The following is a 21,427-nucleotide window of genomic DNA, read 5'->3' as shown; positions in this document are numbered from 1 at the left end:
ACCGCTTAGGGTGGAAAAGGGCAGGGAGGTTCCCACTGGAGCGGCAAACTGTCTGAAGGATCACAAAAGCGGCAGCCGGTGGCGGGAATGGGACAGATCCTGGGTTTTGTTTCTCGGTTTGCGCTGGCCGCATTTCTTACCCTTTGGCCCATCGACACCCAAGGGTGGGTTATGAGGGATCACCATGAGCGTAACTGAATGGCTGGCGATGGCGCTGGCATTGGGACTGGGGTGCTGGGCGCTGCTCAGCGGCCCGCGTCGTTTCGGAGTGGGGCTGACCGCCGCGTTGGCGCTACTGGCCTGGGGGTTGGCGCTGACCCCGCTGCTCTGGCTTGGTCTGGCGGCGGTTGCCCTGTTGCTGGGGTTGGCCGTGGCGTTTCCACAGCGTCGCCCCTTTGTCTGGCTGCAGGGCAGTGAGCATCGTCCGAGGGATTGGAGCCGATGGCGCGACATCACCCAATGGTTGCTGGTGGGGGCCATGGCGGCGGCAGGGGCTCAGTATGCCCTGCATGTCTGGCAACTGGACAGCGGCATACCCAGCGTGGCGCGGCCCGATGTGGTGGACGCCTTCCTGCCCATTGCCGGCCTGATCCAGCTAAAAGGGCTGTTGGAGTTGGGGCTGTGGGATGCCCACCATCCGGCGGGGCTGGTGATGCTTTTGGCAGCCATCGGCCTGAGCCTGACGGTCAAGCGCGCCTTTTGTGGCTGGGCATGCCCCATCGGCTGGATGGGAGAACAGGGCTATCAACTGCGCCGTCGGCTGCTGCCGCTCAATTGGCGCGAGCGACTGGCGGCGATGCCGAACTGGCTTAATCGCAGCGTCAGTATCGTCACTCTGGTACTGGACTGGGCCCTGCGCCTGGTGAAGTACGGCATCCTGGCCTGGTTGGTGAACCTGTTGCTGGCGGGCATGCCAGCAATGATGGTAGCGCGCTATCTTCAGGGGCCCTACCACCAGGCGGCGGATCTGAAGATGTGGGCGCTGTTTACCCAGCCCTCGGCCGGGATGCTGATGGGGCTGGCTGTGGTCGTACTATTGGCGCTGGTACGCCGCAACGGCGTATGCCGGTATCTCTGTCCCTATGGGGCGCTGATGGCGATGGTCGGTGCCCTGAGCCCCTATAAGATCCGCCGGGATACCGCACGCTGTCTGCGGGAGGCCAAAGGGATGAACTGTGACAAGTGCCACCGCGCATGCCCCTCCCGAATTCATGTGGAGGTGGTGGGCACAGTACACAGCGATGAGTGTCATGCCTGTCAGCGCTGTGTGGCGGCTTGTCCGGTCAAAGGGGCGGTGACCCTGAGTGCCCCGGGGCGTCGCTGGCCCTTGTCACCCCGGGCGATGGTACTGGTGATCATCGGCTTCCTGTTTGTGATGCCGTTGTTCTTCTATGCCGCCGGGCTGTGGGGCAGTGACACCTCGCCCATGATGCGGATGATGCTGTGGCAGCGGTTGGAGAATCTGCCCCTCTTTTAATTTCCCTTCCGCCCAAAACGCCTTCCTCTGAAGGCGTTTTCTCTTTTCGTTGTGGCCCTGAACTGAAGCGCACGCTACGAAACCTTCCCCTTATAACGCCCGGCTGAATGTGTTTTTGATTTGTCAGCGACTTTGAAAATCACGCAAATTCATACCTTTTGTGCATATATTGGTTTTGCGCTGGATGACAGTGCAAAAACGGGTGCTTTAATCCGACAATCCTCCATTTTTCCTCGCTTTTAAGGTGATGGCGAATGAGCGCCACCAGAAAATAGCTGGGCAGAGTCATTCTAAAAATCTGGGGTTTTGTTCTGTCGGTTTGTTTTAGTCACTGATGGTCATTTGTTTCGATTAAGAGTCGATAGTGACTGCTGTCCACCGTGGTGATGCGGCCATAAGTTCATGATAATAAATGGAAAGTGCTCATTTTTGTCAGGGGTTTCATTTTTGGGAATTCGGGAGCGGCTTTATCTCTTTATCGCCTTGACCTTGCTTGTAAATATATGCCTTTGGTGCATTTTTATTTTTTGATGAGGATGGTGAATTGTCATATTTCTGTCATGAAATATCTATCTGCATGTTTTGATTGAAAAAAGTTCAGAATGTCAAAAAGTGCAATTGTGCAATATGCATGTTAAATATGAAAAGCGATCAAATAATGCATTGGATAAAATTAACTGGCGTGCAACAGAATGGACTCAGAGCGGTAGAACCGCCAATTAGCGTTGCCCCGGTTTGGCCTTGCTGAAGGGAGCAACGATACGACTACGACCAGGGAGCTGTCTTAGTGCAGCTAAGGGAATAAAGTTGAAACTAAAGCATCTGACCATCGCCACCTCGGCGGCACTCTATGCCGCTGGTGTGTTGGCCTCGGGGCAAGCTGCCCCTCATACCTCCGGTGGTATCACGGTGGATCCCTTCGACCTCACTGCTGAACAGTACGCCGAGATTCAGTCTCATCAGCAGCGCTTGCAGAACCGTCCGGGGCTGACCAGTGGCCCGAACCAGCATATCGGCAATAACGCCAAGGTCCCCTTCGTTCACGAAGATGGGCTGACCGGTGAACACACCTACATCATCCAGCTTGATGAGCAGCCGTTGGCGACCTACCACGGCGGCATTCCCGGCCTGAATGCGACGGCGCCGGGCAGTGCTCCCTCCGTCTTTGGCCAGAGCAGCAAGCTGAATGTTCACAGTGGCGACAGCCGCAGCTACCTGCAGTACCTGAGCAGCCGTCAGGCCGATGTGCACAGCGCCATCACCGGCGCCCTTCGGACTCACCAGCCGATCAAGCAGTCGTTCCAGTTCGCCTTCAACGGCATGAGTATGAGCCTGACTCAGCAGCAGGCGGCGCGAGTGGCCAAGCTGCCGGGCGTCCGCGCGGTGACCCGCTCCACCATCCTCGAACTGCACACCGATGTGGGCCCGCAGCACATCGGTGCGGACCAGATCTGGAACGGTAACGCCACCTCCGGCAGCAGCTTCACCGGTAAGGGCATTATCGTCGGTATCCTGGACACCGGCATCAACACCGCCCACCCCTCGTTTGCTGCGAAGGGGGATGATGGCGTAGTGATTGAAAACCCCTTCGGCACCGGCAACTACGTCGGGGATTGTGAGCAGGAGGCCTTTGCCAATCTGTGTAACGACAAGCTGATTGGGGTGCGTTCCTATCCCATGATCACCGACACCTATGGGGATCCGGCTTTCCGGGGCGAACACCCACTGGCGCCTTGGGAGATGGTCCGTCCGGCCAACGGTGAAGACTACAACGGCCACGGCTCCCACACCGCATCCACGGCGGCAGGTAACGTGCTGTTTGACGTGCCCTACCAGATGTCAGAAGCGGGTTATGGCGAGGAGATCACCGGCCGGGATACCGATCTGGTGTTCCCCCGGGTGTCCGGTGTTGCCCCTCACGCCAACATCATCTCCTATCAGGTGTGCTGGGCCGGCGGTGGCGCGGCACCCTATTCCGGTTGTCCGGAAGAGGTGACCCTGATGGCCGTCGAGGATGCGATTCGCGACGGTGTGGATGTGATCAACTACTCCGTGGGTGGCGCTGAGCGTCTGCCCTGGGCGTCCCCCACTGAGCTGGCCTTCCTGGCCGCCCGCGAAGCGGGGATCTCCGTGGCCACCTCTGCCGGTAACGCCGGATATGGCTGGATGGACCACGTTTCTCCCTGGCTGACCTCCGTTGCCGCCACGACTCATGGTCGGGTGGTGGATTCGGGCGAGAAGCGCATTGAGAATTTTGAAGGGGGCGAAAGCAACCCTGCCAGTTGGGGCATGAGTGCCAAGAGCCTCACTGGTCCTTACACCGGTCCTGTGGTGTCCGCCGCCGATTACGGTGATGGCAACTGTGACAGCGAGTTTGCGGCGGGCACCTTTGCCGTTCTTCCCGATGGCACGCCTCTGGCGGAAGCCCCTATCGTGGTGTGTGGCCGCAGCGACCAGCCCCGAATCGCCAAGTCCGACAACGTCAAAGCGGGCGGCGCGGGCGGGATGATCCTGTATAACACCCAGCCGGACTGGGATTACGGCGATTCACGCTATCAGAAGGTGGACGATTTCTACTCCCTGCCTTCTGCCCACATCGGCAACTATGACGGGGGACAAATCCTCAATTGGCTGGCCACCGGCACCGGTCACCGCGCCACGCTGACTGATGGCTCCCTGTTTGCCACTGAGCGTCCGGCCGACCAACTGGCGCTGTTCTCCTCCCGTGGGCCCAGCACCACCAACCCCAATGTGCTGGCGCCGAGCGTCGCGGCTCCGGGGGTGGACGTGTTTGCCGCCTACGCCAATGACCGCCTCCTCACCCTGGAAGGCTTTGGCATGAACTGGGCGATGATCAGCGGTACCTCCATGGCGTCGCCCCATGTGGCGGGTGCTCTGGCGCTGATCAAAGCCGCTCATCCGGACTGGACGCCGGCGCAGATCCAATCTGCACTGGCCACCACAACCACCAAGGTCGCGGTCGAGGTGGACGACTACGGCAATACCGGTCCGGTCAGCTTTGACGATGCCGGTGCCGGGGTGATCAACGTGGATCAGGCGGTGAACGCCACCCTGGTTCAGGATGAAACCATCGCCAACTACCAGTCCGCCAACCCGCTGAGCGGGGGCGACGTCCGCACCCTCAATACCCCCTATCTGGTAGACCGGGACTGTAAGGGAACCTGCACCTGGTACCGTACCTTTACCGCCACCGAAAGCGGCAACTGGAGTGTGACTGCCGAGGAGGTGGATTACTTCGGTGCTTCACTGATGAAGCTGGAGGTCACGCCGACTCAGTTCTCTCTGGAAGCGGGTGAAACCCAGCGCGTGATGGTTACCGCAACTCTGCCGGATGTGGACTACCAGACCGACTCGCCTCTTGGTCCGGGCAACTCTGCCGGTGCCACCTTCTACGGCAAGCTGATGCTGGCGCCGTCTGATTCCGCCAAGCCGGTACAGACTCTGCCGGTGATCGCCGCTTATGACCGCGCAGCTCTGCCGGTTCTTGTTCAGGCGGATGTGGGCCGTGATGAAGGAAACCTGCTGACTCCAAGTGTGATTCTGCCGCCTTCCAGCGCCATCGACGCCAACGTCTACGGCATGGTTGCGGGAGAAACCAAAGAGTACGCTCTGCAGATGAACACGCTGTGGCCCTGGGACATCGTGGATGCCCTGCCCAGTGCGGAAAGCCAGATCGGTTACCGCATGTTCACCGTGCCGACCGGCACCAAGCGTCTGGTGGTGGAGATCGCCGAAGAGGACGATTGGGCGCGCTTTGGCAGCCGGATTGACCTCGGCCGCGATGTGAATGGCGATGGCCTGATCAATTGGGGCGAAGAAGCGATCTGCATCTCCGACTGGCGTCTGGCTGACTACTGTGCCATCAACAATCCCGAGCCGGGTGAGTACTGGTACATGGTCTCCAATGTGAAGTACGGCCTCGGTTGGTGGGACCCTTACGATGAGGCACACCGTATCGTCACCAACGTCGTGGTGATTGGCGACCAGGTGACCGACCGCCTCAGCGTCAGCGCCACTGACAGTGACGGCGTCAGCGCCCAGCAGCTGCAATTGAATTGGGCTGTTGAGGGCGTCAGCGAAGGTGAGACCCTTCACGCAGTGGTGGAGTTGGGCACTGACAGCCTGAACCCCGGAGACATCGGCATGCTGCCGGTTCGTCTGCAGCGCGCTGAGCAGGACGTTCAGTTCAGTGCCAGCCACGACGGTGCCCGGGTGGGCGATGTGGTGGAGTTTGAAGTGGTGCAGCAGGCCAACCTGTTTGGCAGCGAGCGCAACATCACGCTCAGCGTGGAACTGCCCACCGGCCTGACCCTGATTGAGGAGAGCCTGCGAGGCAACGAGTTTGCCACACCGCTGTTGAGCGTTGACGGCAACCGTGTGGTGCTGGAAGGCACTCAGGTCTCCTCCAAGGACGCGCCGCGCACCTACGAGTACAGCACCAATCTGGATGACCCCATGTGTCGTCTGCCGTTCAGCAACTATCCGCAGTTTGTGGATCTGCCCGGCATCGGTGTGGGTCAGTTGCCGGCCTTCAGCAACGAATGGGACCAGCTGTTTGAGATCCCGGACTTTGTTGGAGCGGACAAGTACTTCCCGCATATCCCGCTGTACGGCGTCCAGCCCAAGGACACCACCAACATTATCACCATCGAAGGCGACGGCCTGATGCGCTTCGACGCTCACGCGCTGTTGCACCTGCCCGGCTACAGCCTGGCCTACGATGGTGCCCGTGACCTGATGGTGGCGCCTTTCTGGCGTGCCAATGCGGTGTCCATCAATGAGTCCGGTATCGACCTGGATACCTTCCAGCCCTATGAGTACGGCGTATACGCCGCCTCACTGAACGGTGGCGCCTACCTGGCCACTCAGTGGAAGCGGATGTACAACGCTGAGTCCAGCGGTGGTCCCTGGGGTGGTCTGGTGGTGGATAAGAGCACTCACTTCGACTTTATGACCCTGGCGTCCAGCGTCATCGACTTCACTCCGGGCGTGTATGAGCTGTTCTTCTCCTACGCCGAGATGGACAGCAACCTGGGTGAGCACACTGTGGGCCTCAAGGGGTACGAAGGGGTGCGTGGCTTCTGGTATCCGGTGAACGGCTACCACTACGATGACTACGCCATCAATGAGCCGGAGAAGCTGGGCAGCAACCTGCTGGTGTGTGCCAACTACCAGGGTCCGGAAAGCACCCGGGCGGTAATGCGCTTCGCCGCGCTGGTGACCCCGGAGGCGGTAGCCAGCAGCCTGCCGGTGACCCTGACCGCTCAGGCTGACGGTGGCAACACCGTTACCCGTACTCACACCCTGGATGTGGGTGGCAACATCACGGTGTTCGGCCTGGCCGATCAGGTGATGGAGGAGAACACCACGCTGTCCGGTCTGACCGTGGACTACGTGCACAACGGTAACCGCGCTGTGGCCCTTATGGTGGAAGGGGAGAATGTGAATGCCGAAATCGACGGCATGAGCTTCAGCCTGACACCGACTGAGCATTGGCACGGGACTTCCCTGGTCTCCGTGACGGTGTACGATGCGGCCAATCCGCAGGATGCTGCCAGCACCCAGTTTGTGCTGACCGTGAACTCTGACGGGGTTGAGCCGCCGGCTGAAGAGCCGGGCAACGGTGGAGGCAGCAGCAGCGGCAGCATGAGCTGGTTCCTCCTGATGCTGTTGCCATTGGCGTGGCGTCGTTACCGCGCATAAGACTGAAATGGCGCCCTTCGGGGCGCTATTTTTTTGACTTTTATCGCTTGGCAGCGTGGGTTTTGTGCCCACGCTTTTGCGTTGGGGAACCTGTACCCCGCGCTCGGTGAGGCCGGCTGGCGTCTATGCTGAATGGGCCAAAAAACGTCAATAAGGAGCGAGTGATGGCCAATCCGGTGGGGTGGTTTGAGATCTACGTGGCGGACATTGAACGGGGCAAGGCGTTCTACCAGTCGGTGTTTGGGGTGGAACTGTTTGAGCTGAATCCTGGTGGCGACGAGGGGCCGGTGATGTGGGCGTTCCCGTGGGAGGATAACGGGCCGGGTGCGGCCGGAGCGATCTGTCACTTCGAAGGCGTAGAGCCGGGCAATAACAGCACGCTGGTCTACTTCAACTGTGAGGATTGCGCGGTGGAGGCCGCCCGTGTGGTGGCGTCCGGCGGGCAGGTGGTGCGCGACAAGATGAGCATCGGTGAGTACGGCTTTATCGTGCTGGCGCTCGATCCGGACGGCAATATGATTGGGTTGCACTCAATGGCCTGAGCGTCGCGCAGTAGCGGCCCCAAAAAAGGGTGACCCCCGTCAGTATCCGTACTGACGGGGGTCGTTTTGTTTTTGTTTTTTGTAGGGCACAGAGGCGCCGCCGCAGCGGACCGCTGTTCAGTGGAACTCGATTCCCTGTTCCAAAGATTTGAGTCGGGCCAGGGAGAGCAGCGGCAGTTCAAGCTGCTCGGCGATGCCCCGGCCTTCCTGGAAGGACTTTTCAATCACGATGCCCAGACCCGCCAGTTCGACACCGGCCTGTTCGCAGACACTCTTCATCCCCAGCAGGGCCTGGCCATGGGCCAGGAAGTCGTCCACAAACAGCACCTTTTCACCGGCGTTCAGGTGGCGCTTGTCGCAGGTCAGGGTGTACTGGGTGTTCTTGGTGAAACTCTTGACGGTCTCGGTGTACAGCTCGGCACTGTCGAGGATGCTGGCGGCCTTCTTGCACACCACCAGCGGCTTGCCGAGGGCCAGTGCGGTCAGGGTGCCGATGGCGATGCCACCGGCCTCAATGGTGACCACCTTGTCGATGCCCGCATCCCGGTAGTGCTCGGCAATGGCCTTAGCACACCAGTTAAGCAGCGCCACATCCACCTGCTTGGTTAGGAAGGCGCTGGCATCAAGGGCGGCGGCGCTTTTTACCACGCCCTCTTGCAAAATCCGCTGTTGTAATGGGTTCATCTCAGGTCTCACAAAAATCGGTTAGAGCATCAGCAGGTAGGCGACAAAGATCAGCGACAGTGCGTAGATGATGGGGTGCACTTCGCGGCCTTTGCCCGCCACTACCATGGCGAACGCGTAGCTGATAAAGCCCATCGCCATACCGTTGGCGGGGGAGAAGCTCAGAATGGTGAACATGATGGTGAAGAATGCCGCGATGCGGGACTCTTTCTTGTCCCACTGGATCTGGCCCAGGCGGCCCACCATGTAGATCCCCACCACGATCATAGCCGGGGCTACGATAGCGGTAGAGAACAGGGAAAATACCGGGTAGAGGAACAGGGATAGCAGGAACAGAATCGCCACCATCACTGCCGCCAGGCCGGTCTTCGCACCCTGCGCGGAGGCGATGCCGGATTCAGAGAAGGCGGTGATGGAGGTGGTGCCCAGCATGGTGCCTGCAACGGTGCCACCCGCGTCCGCCACCAGGGCCGCACGGGCGTTCGGCACCTTGCCGTTTTTGTCGATGATGCCAGCGTCACGGCCCACCCCAACGATGGTGGAGAGGCCATCGAAGAAGTCGACAATAAAGAAGATGATGACGATAAACAGCAGGTCAAACAGCTTGTCTGCGGTCAGGAATTCGAAGTTGAAGATCTGGCCAGCGGTGGGGGCCAGGCTCGGCGGTGCGGAGAACCACTGCTCCGGCAGGGGGGCGTACTGAGTGCCGAGGAACGCGTCGCTCAGCAGCGTCAGCACAATGGAGGTCATAAAGGCGATAAAGGTGGCCAGTTTGACGTCCCGCACCATGCAGCCCAGTGCCACAAAGAGGCTGATAAAGGCGATGGCGATCTGCGGATTGCTGATGTCCCCCATGCTCACCAGAATGATGGGGTTGGAGACGATGATGCCGGCGTTTTTCAGACCCAGGAAGGCGATAAAGAGACCGAGAGAAACGGTGATCGCCAGCTTAAGGTCTTCCGGAATCGACTCAATCATGTACTTGCGGATGCGCGTCAGCGAGAACACCAGATAGACGATGCCGGACAGGAAGATGCCGAACAGGGCCTCATGCCAGATCAGGGCCACGGAGCCGGACAGCAGCATCCCTTTGAAGAAGCCGTTCATGCTCATGCCGGGCGCCAGCATCACCGGGTAGTTGCCAAACAGGCCCATGATCAGGGTGGCGAACGCCGCAGCCAGTGCGGTGGCGGTAAAGACCGCGCCTCTGTCCATCCCTTCAATGCCACCCAGAATGGCCGGGTTGACCGCCAGGATGTAGCTCATGGCCAGGAAGGTGATGAAGCCCGCGTACAGCTCGGTACCAACGGTGGTTTTGCGCTCGGAGAGCTTAAAGGTGGAGTCCAGCAGGGGTGAGCGTCCTGCTCGATTCAGAATGGAGGTGATCGCCACAGTGTTTGCCTTTCGGTTTGAATGTTTTCAGGGCAATTTACCGGCGGTATCACTGGAGCCACCCGTCGCGGTAGCGATGGGCGGAGATTGGACTGTAGTCACAAGATTCGGTCTTGTGGTAGAGACTTCTGGACCCGATTTCCAGAGATATACAGCGCAATAAATTGTTGGGCGCGCATTCTACTTATGCGTGCGTCAGGTGCAAGTGCTAATGGCAAAAATGCGTGCCCGGTTAGGTTTTTAGCCTTCAGCCGGTGGCGCGGTGGCGATCCCGCACTGACCATTGAAACTGGCGTTTGGCGCGCTCATCGTCCCACTGCACTGCCCCTTTGCGCCGCCCCTTGCCGGTGAGTTGCAGCTCGCCGTTATCGTCCCACTCCAGGTACCCCAGCCGGGCCAGCATGGCCAGCAGCGCGCGGGGATGCAGCGACAGACGCTCGGCAAACTCTTCGGTGCTGAGGTGTTCGACGGCGCGGGGGGATGAGGTGTTGGTCATCGGCACGGACTCCGGAGTGGATGCGGGGGCGTGGGCACGCTCCCGTTGGGTTTGCGCGTGGGCCTTAATGGCGGGCAGGGCGTCGGTCAGCGCCGCTTGCAACGGTTCCTGCGGATAGTGCCGCTGGGCGGGAAAGCGCAGCAGCGGTAACCCGGTGGCCTGACAGGCGGTATCGATCAGTTGATCCCGGGTGCGGGTGCCGCGCTGGCCATGGTCGAGGGCGATGGCGGCCTGAATGGTGAGGCTTTTGGCATCGCACAACACAAAATCGAAGGTGACCTCCTTCAACTCCGCATACTGGGCCAGCCAGTGCTGGCGCTGACGGCCCCGGCCGGGCGCCAGCACATCGGCGATCTTCACCTTGGCAAAGGGGCGCAACGGCAGCGACAGAGTATCCAGGGCGGTTTGCAGTGCAGCCTGAAAGGTGCGCTCCTGATGGGTCAGCCCCGCCTGAGGGTGGGCTGACTGCCGCTGGCGCCACCAGAGTGCAGCGCCCAGCGCCAGGCAGAGAAACAGCAGAATCAACAGGTAGCTGGTCATATCGTTGTTGCGAGCAGGGCCAAAGGGGTCAATGGATTAACCATAGACCCCCTTTGGGGCAGCGGGGGTTACTGAAGTACACTGTCCGCCACAATTCATGACACAACGCGTTGAGTGGTATGGAATTACGCAAGATTGAGGCGAGTCATTACCGTCGCCAGGTGAACCAGGTTACGTTGGGGTTTGTGATGGCGCTGGCGGTGCTGTCGGTGGCGTTCGGCTCATTGCTGATCGCTTTGTTTGGCCAGGGGGCGGTGACGCCTGGCGAGAGCACCGGCAACTTTCATCTGAACCTGATGGGGGTGGTGTTGGCACTGGCGCTCTGCTCGGCGCTGCTGGCGGGCCTGAAGGATAAGCCCTTTATGGCGGATGTGGTGTACGTCTGGCAGTTGAAGCAGATGCACAATCGCATCTACCGAAAGCTCAAGGCGGTGGAAGCGGCGGCAGAGCAGGGCGACGTGAACGCCATGAGCGTGCTGGACTTCTACCATCGCAGCCGGGAGTTGGTTTATCGGCTGGACAACAACACTCTGACGCTCTCCGCTGTGGCGCGCGATCAGGAGAAGCTGGCCGCGTTGGTGGCACAGCATCAGGCGACCCTGCCGCCTTTCGATGCGGCGATGCTGGATCGCTTCTGACGTTGGCTTAACTCTGTTTGGCGGGGGTTTCGTTAAGGGACTGAATCGCCTCAAACAGGCTGTCACGCTCATCATCGGTCAGGTGACCGTGGGGCGTGACACTGGCTTGCTGGCTGGGGGGCAACAGGGTGCTGAGCAGCGCAGTATCGATGCCCTGGCGGGCGTTCAACAGCGGCAGTTTGGCTTCCCGACAGAGGCGCTTCAATCTGGAGCTGTCCTGCAGGGTCACGGCCACCAGAGGCTGATGGGTCGCGCTGTGGCTGATAAGAAAGTCGAGAGTGCGGGTGCGGGCACAGTGGCGGTGAGGCAACAGACAGGCCAGATGCACTTTACTGTGGAGCGTGACTCCGTCCCCCATCAGGGTGCGGAGGTCCTGTTCGCACTGGCGTTCCTCGGGCGTCATCAGGGGCCGGGCAACGTGGCGAGCGTTACTTCGTTGCCAACACCAGATTGCTACTGCTACCGCGATTGCCAGAATCAGCCACTCCACCATCATCACTCCACTCAAACCATTGCTGTCTCACTCTACCCTCTGATCTCTCCCGAGAAAACCGGCTTCATCGCAAATGCGACATGATCCGGTTCACAGCCTGACGTTGTCCCCAAGCATTTTCTCTTCGAGGCGGCATTCTAATGCGCCGTTGTCCTCCAGATAGTGAGCGTATGAGATGGAACGGCTTTTTGGTTTGGCCGCCCTGATGGGGTTCTGGTTGGTGGGGGAGGGGATCAGTCACGCCTTTGCCCTGCCGGTACCGGGCTCGGTGATCGGTTTATTGATGTTGTTCGGCCTGCTCTGTGTATTGGGGCGGGTGCCCGAGAGTCTGGCCCAGGCCAGCGATGGCCTGCTTGGCTACCTGGCGCTGCTGTTTGTGCCCGCCGGTGTGGGTGTGATGGTGTACGGAGACCAGCTGTTGGCTTCCTGGCTGCCGGTCACCATTGCGGTGTTGGTGGCCACCTTGCTGACGCTGGCGGTTAGCGCCGGGGTGATGGCCGCCATGATGCGCTTGAAGGAGCGACGCGGATGATGGCCTACATTCTTGCTCAACCCGCATTCTGTCTGATGCTGACCCTGCTGGTGTTTGCCTGTGGCCAATGGCTGTTTGAGCGCAGTGGGCAGAACCCTCTGCTGAACCCGGTGGCGTTTGCCATTCTGACGCTGATCGCCCTGCTGGGGTTTCTCGATATTTCCTACACCCAATACTTCGAAGGGGCACAGGTGATCCACCTTCTGCTCGGGCCGGCGACGGTGGCTCTGGCGGTGCCGCTGTATCGTCAACGGGCGCACGTGAAACGGCTGTGGTGGCCCATCGGTCTGGCGATTCTCGCTTCGGTGCTGATCAGCTATCTGTCGGCGGTGCAGATCGCCCGGGTGTTGTCGATGCCTGGTGAAGTGGGGCAGTCGCTGGCGTTGAAGTCGGTCACTGTGCCAGTTGCGATGGGGATCAGCGAGCGGATCGAAGCGGTGGTGTCTCTGACCATCGTGTTTGTGGTGATCACCGGTAATTTGGGCAGCATCATCGGCAGCGGCCTATTGAGCCGACTGGGAGTACGAGACCCCAAAGTGATGGGGCTGGCGCTGGGGGCGACCTCTCACGGTCAGGGAGCGGCAAGAGCATTCCAGCTGCACCCGGAATCCGGGGCCTTTGCAGGGCTGGCGATGGCCCTGACCGCGATCACCGCATCGCTGGTCATGCCATTGATCCACGCGTGGTCAAGCCATTAATCCGAGTTGACCAATTTGTTTGAAATGCACTCGGTGTAATTTCCGTGGTACAGAACAAATATTTCCGAAATGGCCCATAAATACTCTAAAAAACAATGAATTGAGTTAAATGTGAACGAAATGAAACGAGCGGGCAACATTGGTGAGACCTTTTGATCTCGCTCAACTGAGGGCCATTCATGCGAGCATGTATTACAGTCCGGGTGATCTGCATCACAGAAATACATGGGGGTGACTGGAAGAATCCTCTCGCCCAGGCCCGTGTATGGAGCTCCTGCCTGCCGATCGCGTCTTTTTGAAACGATCTCGCTCCATTCTGCTATCGGGAATGGGAAACGAACATAAAATAAACACGCGAGTGACTATAAAGAGGACAAGGTTGTGACCCTCATTCAAACTCTGGCGACGCTGACGCCGGTAATCTCGGTGCTGGTGTTCCTGGTGCTGATGCGGATGCCCGCATCCCGTGCCATGCCCATCTCCGCCGTGCTGACCGGCCTGGTGGCCTTCTTCGTATGGAAGATGGACAGCACCATGCTGATGGCTTCTGTCGTGGAAGGCTTTCTCTCCGCGCTGACGCCCCTCTCCATCATCTTCGGCGCGATTTTCCTGCTGAACACCCTGAAGAATTCCGGAGCGATGGACACCATCCGCGCCGGTTTCACCAACATCAGTGCGGACGCGCGGGTTCAGGTGATCATCATCTGCTGGCTGTTCGGCTCCTTCATTGAAGGTTCCGCTGGCTTCGGCACCCCGGCCGCCATTGGCGCTCCCCTGCTGGTGCTGCTGGGTGTTCCGCCGGTAGCCGCAGCCGTTGTTGCGCTGATCGCCGACTCCACTTCCGTATCCTTCGGTGCCATCGGTCTGCCGGTGCTGTTCGGTATGGAGCAGGGCCTGATGGAGGGTGGGGTTTCCATGGCAGCGGCTCAGATCGCCGAGCACGGTGGCAGCTTCGCTGACTACGCTCGCTTTATCGCCATGCACATGATCACCATCGATCTGGTGACCGGTACCCTGATCCCTCTGGTACTGGTAGCGGTATTGACCGGCTTCTTCGGTCGCAACAAGTCCTTCGCCGAAGGTCTGGCCATCTGGAAATTTGCGCTGTTCGCCGGTCTGGCGTTCACCATCCCGGCCTGGACCATCAACTTCATCGCGGGTCCGGAATTCCCCTCTGTGATCGGTGCGCTGATTGGCATGGCCATTGTGATTCCGGCTGCCAAGAAAGGCTTCCTGCTGCCGAGCCAGCCCTGGCATGACTTTGCTGACAACGACGCCAAGAGCGACGACAAGCCTGTGGGTGAGCCCCAGTCTGTTGGCGCGGCGGCCACCAAGAACGAGATCTCCCAGATCGCGGCCTGGACCCCCTACCTGGTGATGGCGGCTCTGCTGGTGCTGTCCCGTACTGTGGCTCCGCTGAAATCCTTCCTGCTGAGCTTCAACATCGGCTGGACCGAACTGCTGGGCACCAATCTCAAGGCGGGCTTCCAGACGCTGTACGCGCCGGGCGCCTTCTTCGTGACCGTGTGTATCCTGGGCTACTTCATCTTCAAGATGAAACCCCACGCCTTTAAGCACAGCTTCACCAGTTCCTGCAAATCCATGGTCCCCACCATCATCTCCCTGGGTGCGTCTGTTCCCATGGTGAAGATCTTCCTGAACTCCGGCACCAACGCCGCAGGTCTGGAATCCATGCCGAACCAGCTGGCGGAACTGCTGGCGGGTTCCATGGGCGCAGTATGGGCCTGGATGGCGCCGGTTGTGGGCATCTTCGGTGCCTTCCTGTCCGGCTCTGCCACCTTCTCCAACATGATGTTCTCCGGCCTGCAGTATGGTGTGGCGGACAACATCGGCATGAACCACGCGCTGGTACTGGCCCTGCAGGGCATTGGTGCCAACGCCGGTAACATGATGTGTGTGATGAATGTTGTGGCGGCAGCGACCGTTGTGGGCATGGCCGGACGTGAGTCCGAGATCATCCGTAAGACCCTGCCGGTTGCGCTGGGCTACGCCATGGTCGCCGGTACCATCGCCTTCATTTGGGGTGGCTTCTGAGGAATCAGTAAGCCAAACAATAGCCGGGTTCGCGCCCGGCTTTGTTGTCTTTTGTGAGCAGAAAAACAAAGGAAGATCACATGTTGCAGTCAAACATGAGTGTCCTGGCCGACAAATTGTCGCAGATCCTTGAGCAAGATCGCATCTACACCGATAACCTGCGCCGCGTGGCGTGGGGAACGGACGCCTCCTTCTATCAGAAGCGCCCCCAGATGGTTCTCCATCCCAAAACCGAAGCGGAAGTGGCTGCGGCCCTGGCGGAGTGCCATCTGGCCAAAACGCCGGTGACCTTCCGCGCCGCCGGTACCGCCCTGTGCGGTCAGGCCCTGTCCGATTCCGTGCTGATGGTGGCCGGTGCCCACTGGACCCAGCATCAGGTGCTGGACGACGGTGCCCGCATCAAGCTTCAGCCGGGCGTGATTGGCGCCAAGGTGAACCAGATCCTGGCCCCCCTGGGCTGGAAGTTTGGTCCGGACCCGGCCACCATCGCCTCCGCCATGGTGGGTGGCATTGTGGCCAACAACGCCTCCGGCATGAACTGCGGTACCCACCAAAATGCCTATCGTCTGATCGACGCCGCCCGCATTGTGCTGGCGGATGGCACCGTGCTGGACACCGGCTGTGACAAGAGCCGCGCTGAGTTCTCCCTGAAGCACCCTGAGGTGCTGGAGGGGCTGGCGGAGATCCGTGACACCATCATGGCGGACGAAGCCCTGGTGGAGCGCATCAAGCGCAAGTACTCCATCAAGAACGTGACCGGCTACGGCATGAATGCCTTTGTCGATTACAGCGACCCGTTCGACATCCTGCTGCACCTGATGGTGGGCTCTGAAGGCACCCTGGGCTTTATGTCCGAAGTGACCATGAAGAGCGTGCCCAAAGCCACCCACTCCGCTTCCGCCATGGTCTACTTCGACTCCCTGAAGGGCGCCTGTGAAGCGATTGTGGAGCTGCGTCGCGATGCCTTTGATGAGACCAACGCCGCCGAGCTGCTGGACAACTTTGCACTGAAGGCCGTAGCGGCCTCCAAGTACCAGACGCCGGAGTTCCTGAACGAGATCCATAAGGACGTTACGGCGGTACTGTTCGAAACCTTCGGCATGAGCCAGGAGCAGATCGACGCCAACATTGCCAAGATGGGCGCCATCATGGCCAAGCATGGTCTCTATCGTCCGGTTGAGTTCACCCAGGATGCAGCTGAGATTGCCAACATGTGGGCGATCCGTAAGGCGGTCTTCCCGCTGGCGGGCTCCATGCGTCCGGCAGGCACCTCCTGTGTGATTGAGGACATCGCCTTCCCCATCGAGGTGCTGCCCCAGGCCACCCTGGACCTGCAGGCGCTCTCCTTCGAGCACGGCTACAACGATGCGGTGATCTACGGCCACGCGCTGGAAGGCAACTACCACGTCATCTTCTCTCAGGACTTCAGCACCCAGGCGGAGATCGACCGCTTCGACCGCTTTATGCAGGAGATGGTTGACCTGGTGGCGGTGAAGTACGATGGCTCTCTGAAAGCGGAGCACGGCACCGGCTTCGGCATGGCCTCCTTCGTTGAGAAGGAGTGGGGCAGCGAGATCTACGCCCTGATGGCCCGGGTCAAGCAAGTGATGGACCCGGCGGGCATTCTGAACCCCGGCGTGATCATCAACGACGACCCGGATTGCCACGCCAAGGGCTTTAAGCCGCTGCCGACCGTGCACGATATCGTGGATAAGTGCATCGAGTGTGGTTTCTGCGAGGCGCACTGTGTGGCTCACGGTCTGACTCTGTCGCCCCGTCAGCGCACTGCGGTAGCCCGTGTGATGAAGACGCTGGAAACCACCGGTGCTGAGCCGGAAGTGCTGGCAGACCTGAAGAAGCAGTATCCCTACTTTGCGCTGGATACCTGTGCGGCGGATGGTCTGTGTAAGACCGGCTGTCCGATGGGCATCGACACCGGCAAGTTCGTGAAAGTGCTGCGTGCAGAAGCGGCGACCGAAGGCGATAAGAAGATCTCTGACTTCACCGCCAACAAGTTCGGCTCACTGGAGTCGGTAGCCCGCTTTGCGCTGGGCGCCACCGATGTGACCCGTGCCGTCATTGGCGACAAGGCGATCAGCGGCATCACCAAGGGGCTGCGTAAGACCGGCCTGCCGATTCCGCAGTGGTCTGAAGGGATGCCCAAGCGCGGTAAGGCGCTGCCGGAGCTGAAGACCAAGGGTGACGTGAAGGCGGTGTACTTCCCGGCCTGTCTCAACCGCATGATGGGCACTTCGCCCAAACATGAGGACCAGCGCTCCATTCCGGAAACCATCAAGGGCCTGTTTGAAAAAGCCGGTCTGGAGATGGTGAGCGGTCACAAACCCAAGGGGCTGTGCTGTGGCCAGCCGTGGGAATCCTACGGCCACAATGAGCAGGCGGACCGCAAGTCCGACGAACTCTCCACCTGGCTGCTGGAGGTTTCCAACAACGGCGAATACCCGATTCTGGTGGAGACCACCGCCTGTCTGGAGCGGATGCGTCGCGCTTGCGACAAGCGTCTGAAGCTGTTGGGCCCGGAGGAGTTTGCCATGCAGTTCCTGGTGGAGCGTCTCGAAATCACCAAGATCGAAGAGAAGATCGCCGTGCACCCCACCTGCACCTGCCGCAAGCTGGGCATTGTGGGCGACCTGGTGGGTCTGGCGGAACTCTGCGCCACCGAAGTGGTGGTGCCTGAGAAGGTGGGCTGCTGTGGTATGGCGGGCAACCGGGGCATGAACTTCCCCGAGTTGAACGAGCACGGCCTGCGTCACCTGAAAGAGGAAACCAAGGACAAGGGTTGCACCAGCGGTTACTCCGTTTCTGCCACCTGTGAAGTGGGTTTGACCACCCACTCCGGCATTCCCTACAAAAACATCCTCACTCTGCTGGACCGTGCCTCCAAACCGAAAGCGCGCCATTAAGGCAGATTGAGCAGCAAAAAGGGGCCCAAGCGGGCCCCTTTTTTATTGGGGTTCGAACACCATTATCACCATGTTAACGACGGTTTCTCCGAATCGGCCGGGACAATCTGACTCGATCAAAAGTCACCGCCACGTTCAACAAAAGCGTGTCTTATCGAAACCTTCCGAAAAAGCGTGATGCGCCCCGCACAAATGAACAAAAATCGCACGGCCCATGTTAACGATGGGTTATCGCGCTACATACATCCTAGAAACATCTGGGCCCGAATTGGTCTGACCGGATTGCGCTAGTGTTAATGGGTGGATCTCCGGCGGTTATCCGGGAGGTTGCACGGATGTTGCGAGTGGGCTGCGCATAGGCGGGTTTTACAAATTGGTAACCCGCGCTAAGGCTGGGGGAAAGGGGTAAATTATCCCTCGTGCGCGGGCAAGGATCGAGGCTTCTCGCGCGAATGATGCATTAGCGGAGATGATGATGAAAATCGCCCTGTTTGTACCCTGCCTGGTGAACCATATGGTTCCGCAAGTGGGCATTGCCACCGTGGAGCTGCTGGAGAAGCTGGGACACGAGGTGATCCTGCCGAAAGGGCAAACCTGCTGTGGTCAGCCGATGACCAACTCAGGTTGCTACGAAGACGCCAAGAAGACCACCCTGAAGCTGCTGAACGCCTTTAAAGGCGTGGACTGTGACTACATCGTTTGTCCGGCAGCCTCCTGTCTGGTGGCGGCCAAGGAGAACTTCCACGAGTTCGATTGCAGCCCGGAAGCCACTGCGGTGATCGGCAAGCTCAAGGAGCTGACCGAATTCCTGCATGACATCCACGGCCTGGAGCGTTTCAACAAGCCCTTCAACCACAAGATCAGCCTGCAGATGTCCTGCCACGGCATTCGCATGCTGGACCTGGCCACCCCGTCCGAAACCAAGGGCAAGAGCTACAACAAGGTGGAAGCCCTGCTGTCCCGCATTGAGGGCATCGACATCGTCTATCCCGACCGCAAAGACGAGTGCTGCGGCTTTGGCGGCACCTTCGCCCTGGATGAGGGCGCGGTCTCCGGCAAGATGGGCAAAGACAAGGCGCAGGCGCACGCGGATACCGGCGCCACCTACGTGGTGGGTTTTGACCCCTCCTGTCTGATGCATCTGGACGGCGTGATCCGCAAGCAGCTGCATCCCATCAAGACTCTGCACATCGCAGAGCTCATTAACCTGGCGCTGTAAGGAGGCTATCCCATGGCACTGATTGGTGAGATTGAGAGCCACGCCAGCGCGGCGGAGAAGTTCAACCGTGATGAAGACCGGGTGAACTGGCACGACAAAGCACTGTGGACCTTGCGCCACAAGCGTGACCTGGCCGCCGACAGCATCGGTGGTGATGAGTGGGAGCGCGTTAAGCAGCTCGGTTCCGAAATCAAATACCACACTCTGGCAAACCTGGCGGACTACCTGCAGGAGTTTGAAGCCAACTGTCGGAACAACGGCATCGTGGTGCACTGGGCGAAAGACGCGCGGGAGCACAACGAGATCGTTCATGGCCTGCTGGCCAAGCACCAGGTGAAGAAACTGGTGAAGTCCAAATCGATGCTGACCGAGGAGTGTCACCTCAACCCCTACCTGATTGAGCGGGGCATTGAGGTGATCGACACCGACCTGGGTGAGCGCATCATTCAGCTGAACGAGCAGCCGCCGAGCCACATCGTAGTGCCGGCCATCCACCTCAAGAAAGAGGAGGTGGGGGAGCTGTTCCACCGCAAGATTGGGTCTGAGAAGGGCGCGTCCTGCCCCACCTACCTGACCAAGCAGGCCCGTTACCACCTGCGTGAGCACTTCCTGACAGCCGATGCCGCCCTGACCGGGGTGAACATGGCCATCGCCAGCGAAGGCGCAGTGGTGGTGTGCACCAACGAAGGCAACGCCGACATGGGTGTGAACCTGCCGAAACTGCAGATCCACTGCATGGGCATCGACAAGATCGTGCCGAACCTGGACGCGGTTGGCGTACTGACCCGCACCCTGGCCCGTAACGCCACCGGCCAGCCCAGCACCACCTACAACACCATCTACAAAGGCCCGAAAGCCGGCGGCGAGATGCACATTGTGATGGTGGACAACGGCCGTACCAAACTGTTCAAGGACAAGCTGCTGGCGGAAGCCTACAAGTGCATCCGTTGTGGCGGCTGCCTCAACACCTGCCCGGTATACCGTCGTTCCAGCGGTTACAGCTACAACGCTCTGATCCCCGGCCCCATCGGCATCGCTGTCTCTGCCGGCGACGATGAGACCCACTCCATGGCCTGGGCCTGCACCCTGTGTGGCTCCTGCACCAAGGTGTGCCCCACCAAGGTACCGCTGGACCAGATCATCCATCACTGGCGCAAGATCCACGCCAAGCAGGGCACTCTGCCCTATGGCAAGGGCAGCTACATGCCGTTTGTCGGCAAGTTTATGGGCAGTGAAACCATGCTGAATGCGGGGATGGGCATGGCCCGTGGTGCCCTGCGGATTCTGCCCGGTTCACTGATGAAGCCTTTTGGTGGTGCCTGGACCAAGCACCGTGAACTGCCTGAAGCCCCCACCACCGGCTCCTTTGAGCAGTGGTTCAAAAAGAACCGGGAGAACAAGTAATGTCCAGCCGTGAGCAAATTCTGGAAGCCCTGGGTCACATCACTCTGCCTAAGCAACCGCTGCCGGTGATCGACGTCGAGCCCAATACCGAGGATCTGGTCGGCCAATACGAAGCCAACCTGGCCAAAGTGGGTGGCACTCTGGTTAAGGTTGATAGCCTGGAGGCGATTCAGACCTACCTGAATGACCGCATCGAAGAGGGCAATGAGGTGATGAGTCTGGTTGAGGGGATCAGCGGCAACCGCGAGTTGAACGCCAATGCCCATGACCTGCGCGATGTGGACCACACCCTTGTCAGCGCTGAGTTCGCGGTGGCGGAGAATGGCGCCGTGTTCGTAAAGGACACCGTGACCGGTCACCGCGTGGCCCCCTACATCACCGAGCACCTGGCGGCGGTAGTGAAGGCGGACGCCATCTACCCGACCATGCATCAGGCGGTGCCGGCCATTGATCTGGCCCCCGGCAGCCATGGTGCCTTTATTGCCGGTCCGTCCAAAACCGCGGACATCGAACAGGCTTTGGTGATTGGCGCCCACGGTGCCAGCTCCATGACCGTTTTCCTGCTCAGTTAACAGCGATGCAGACCTTTTGCCCGTGCGGGGAGACCCCACG

The 21,427-nt window shown here is 59.8% G+C and carries 15 protein-coding genes and 1 riboswitch; of the genes, 11 read left to right on the top strand and 4 right to left on the bottom strand.

Annotated features, from left to right (window positions below; all coding sequences use genetic code 11):
* Positions 1-184: 184 nt before the first annotated feature.
* The 3 genes from KUV52_RS01750 to KUV52_RS01740 all read left to right on the top strand — a co-directional run bounded on the left by KUV52_RS01750 (position 185) and on the right by KUV52_RS01740 (position 7,743).
* The gene (locus KUV52_RS01750) at positions 185-1,477 is read left to right on the top strand and encodes a 4Fe-4S binding protein (protein WP_222524214.1); all 1,293 of its coding nucleotides are present in this window, start codon (positions 185-187) and stop codon (positions 1,475-1,477) included.
* A gap of 807 nt (positions 1,478-2,284) precedes the next feature.
* Positions 2,285-7,201: a S8 family peptidase gene (locus KUV52_RS18965; protein ID WP_315900181.1), complete on the top strand. Its 4,917-nt coding sequence runs from the start codon at positions 2,285-2,287 to the stop codon at positions 7,199-7,201.
* A gap of 164 nt (positions 7,202-7,365) precedes the next feature.
* Positions 7,366-7,743 (top strand): VOC family protein, encoded by a 378-nt coding sequence (locus KUV52_RS01740; protein ID WP_222524213.1) that lies wholly within the window; start codon positions 7,366-7,368, stop codon positions 7,741-7,743.
* Positions 7,744-7,860: 117 nt separating this feature from the next.
* On the opposite strand, the gene KUV52_RS01735 is transcribed toward KUV52_RS01740, so the two are convergent.
* From KUV52_RS01735 to KUV52_RS01725, 3 genes are all read right to left on the bottom strand, one after another.
* A complete protein-coding gene (locus tag KUV52_RS01735; RefSeq protein ID WP_222524212.1) occupies positions 7,861-8,427 on the bottom strand; it encodes a xanthine phosphoribosyltransferase in 567 nt (188 codons plus the stop codon).
* A 21-nt stretch (positions 8,428-8,448) separates the two neighbouring features.
* Positions 8,449-9,819: an NCS2 family permease gene (locus KUV52_RS01730; protein WP_222524211.1), complete on the bottom strand. Its 1,371-nt coding sequence runs from the start codon at positions 9,817-9,819 to the stop codon at positions 8,449-8,451.
* Between the two features lie 75 nt (positions 9,820-9,894).
* Positions 9,895-9,994: riboswitch (purine riboswitch) on the bottom strand.
* Between the two features lie 72 nt (positions 9,995-10,066).
* The gene (locus KUV52_RS01725) at positions 10,067-10,855 is read right to left on the bottom strand and encodes a DUF2726 domain-containing protein (RefSeq protein ID WP_222524210.1); all 789 of its coding nucleotides are present in this window, start codon (positions 10,853-10,855) and stop codon (positions 10,067-10,069) included.
* Positions 10,856-10,974: 119 nt separating this feature from the next.
* On the opposite strand from KUV52_RS01725, the gene KUV52_RS01720 reads away from it, so the two are divergent.
* Positions 10,975-11,493 (top strand): DUF3087 family protein, encoded by a 519-nt coding sequence (locus KUV52_RS01720; protein WP_222524209.1) that lies wholly within the window; start codon positions 10,975-10,977, stop codon positions 11,491-11,493.
* Between the two features lie 7 nt (positions 11,494-11,500).
* Here the strand turns inward: KUV52_RS01720 and KUV52_RS01715 are convergent, their stop codons facing one another.
* A complete protein-coding gene (locus KUV52_RS01715) occupies positions 11,501-11,986 on the bottom strand; it encodes a hypothetical protein (protein WP_222524208.1) in 486 nt (161 codons plus the stop codon).
* A gap of 175 nt (positions 11,987-12,161) precedes the next feature.
* Between KUV52_RS01715 and KUV52_RS01710 the strand changes: the two genes are divergently transcribed.
* The 7 genes from KUV52_RS01710 (at position 12,162) to KUV52_RS01680 (ending at position 21,387) form a co-directional block, all read left to right on the top strand.
* Positions 12,162-12,518: a CidA/LrgA family protein gene (locus tag KUV52_RS01710; RefSeq protein ID WP_222524207.1), complete on the top strand. Its 357-nt coding sequence runs from the start codon at positions 12,162-12,164 to the stop codon at positions 12,516-12,518.
* The gene (locus KUV52_RS01705; protein WP_222524206.1) at positions 12,515-13,216 is read left to right on the top strand and encodes an LrgB family protein; all 702 of its coding nucleotides are present in this window, start codon (positions 12,515-12,517) and stop codon (positions 13,214-13,216) included. The genes KUV52_RS01710 and KUV52_RS01705 overlap by 4 nt, the downstream gene beginning before the upstream one ends.
* Before the next feature lie 381 nt (positions 13,217-13,597).
* On the top strand, positions 13,598-15,271 hold the full coding sequence (locus KUV52_RS01700) for an L-lactate permease (protein WP_222524205.1): 1,674 nt from the start codon (positions 13,598-13,600) through the stop codon (positions 15,269-15,271).
* An 80-nt stretch (positions 15,272-15,351) separates the two neighbouring features.
* Complete coding sequence (locus KUV52_RS01695) at positions 15,352-18,192, top strand: FAD-binding and (Fe-S)-binding domain-containing protein (RefSeq protein ID WP_222524204.1); 2,841 nt, start codon at positions 15,352-15,354, stop codon at positions 18,190-18,192.
* Positions 18,193-18,667: 475 nt separating this feature from the next.
* Positions 18,668-19,411 (top strand): (Fe-S)-binding protein, encoded by a 744-nt coding sequence (locus tag KUV52_RS01690; RefSeq protein WP_222524203.1) that lies wholly within the window; start codon positions 18,668-18,670, stop codon positions 19,409-19,411.
* 12 nt (positions 19,412-19,423) lie between these two features.
* Positions 19,424-20,815 (top strand): lactate utilization protein B, encoded by a 1,392-nt coding sequence (locus KUV52_RS01685; RefSeq protein ID WP_222524202.1) that lies wholly within the window; start codon positions 19,424-19,426, stop codon positions 20,813-20,815.
* Positions 20,815-21,387 (top strand): lactate utilization protein C, encoded by a 573-nt coding sequence (locus tag KUV52_RS01680; RefSeq protein ID WP_222524201.1) that lies wholly within the window; start codon positions 20,815-20,817, stop codon positions 21,385-21,387. Before KUV52_RS01685 ends, KUV52_RS01680 begins: the two co-directional genes overlap by 1 nt.
* Positions 21,388-21,427: the final 40 nt, after the last annotated feature.

Source organism: Ferrimonas balearica, from assembly GCF_019802055.1.
Taxonomy (GTDB): domain Bacteria; phylum Pseudomonadota; class Gammaproteobacteria; order Enterobacterales; family Shewanellaceae; genus Ferrimonas; species Ferrimonas balearica_A.
Note: the sequence above shows the minus strand (reverse complement) of the source record. Positions and strands in the feature narration are given on the sequence as shown.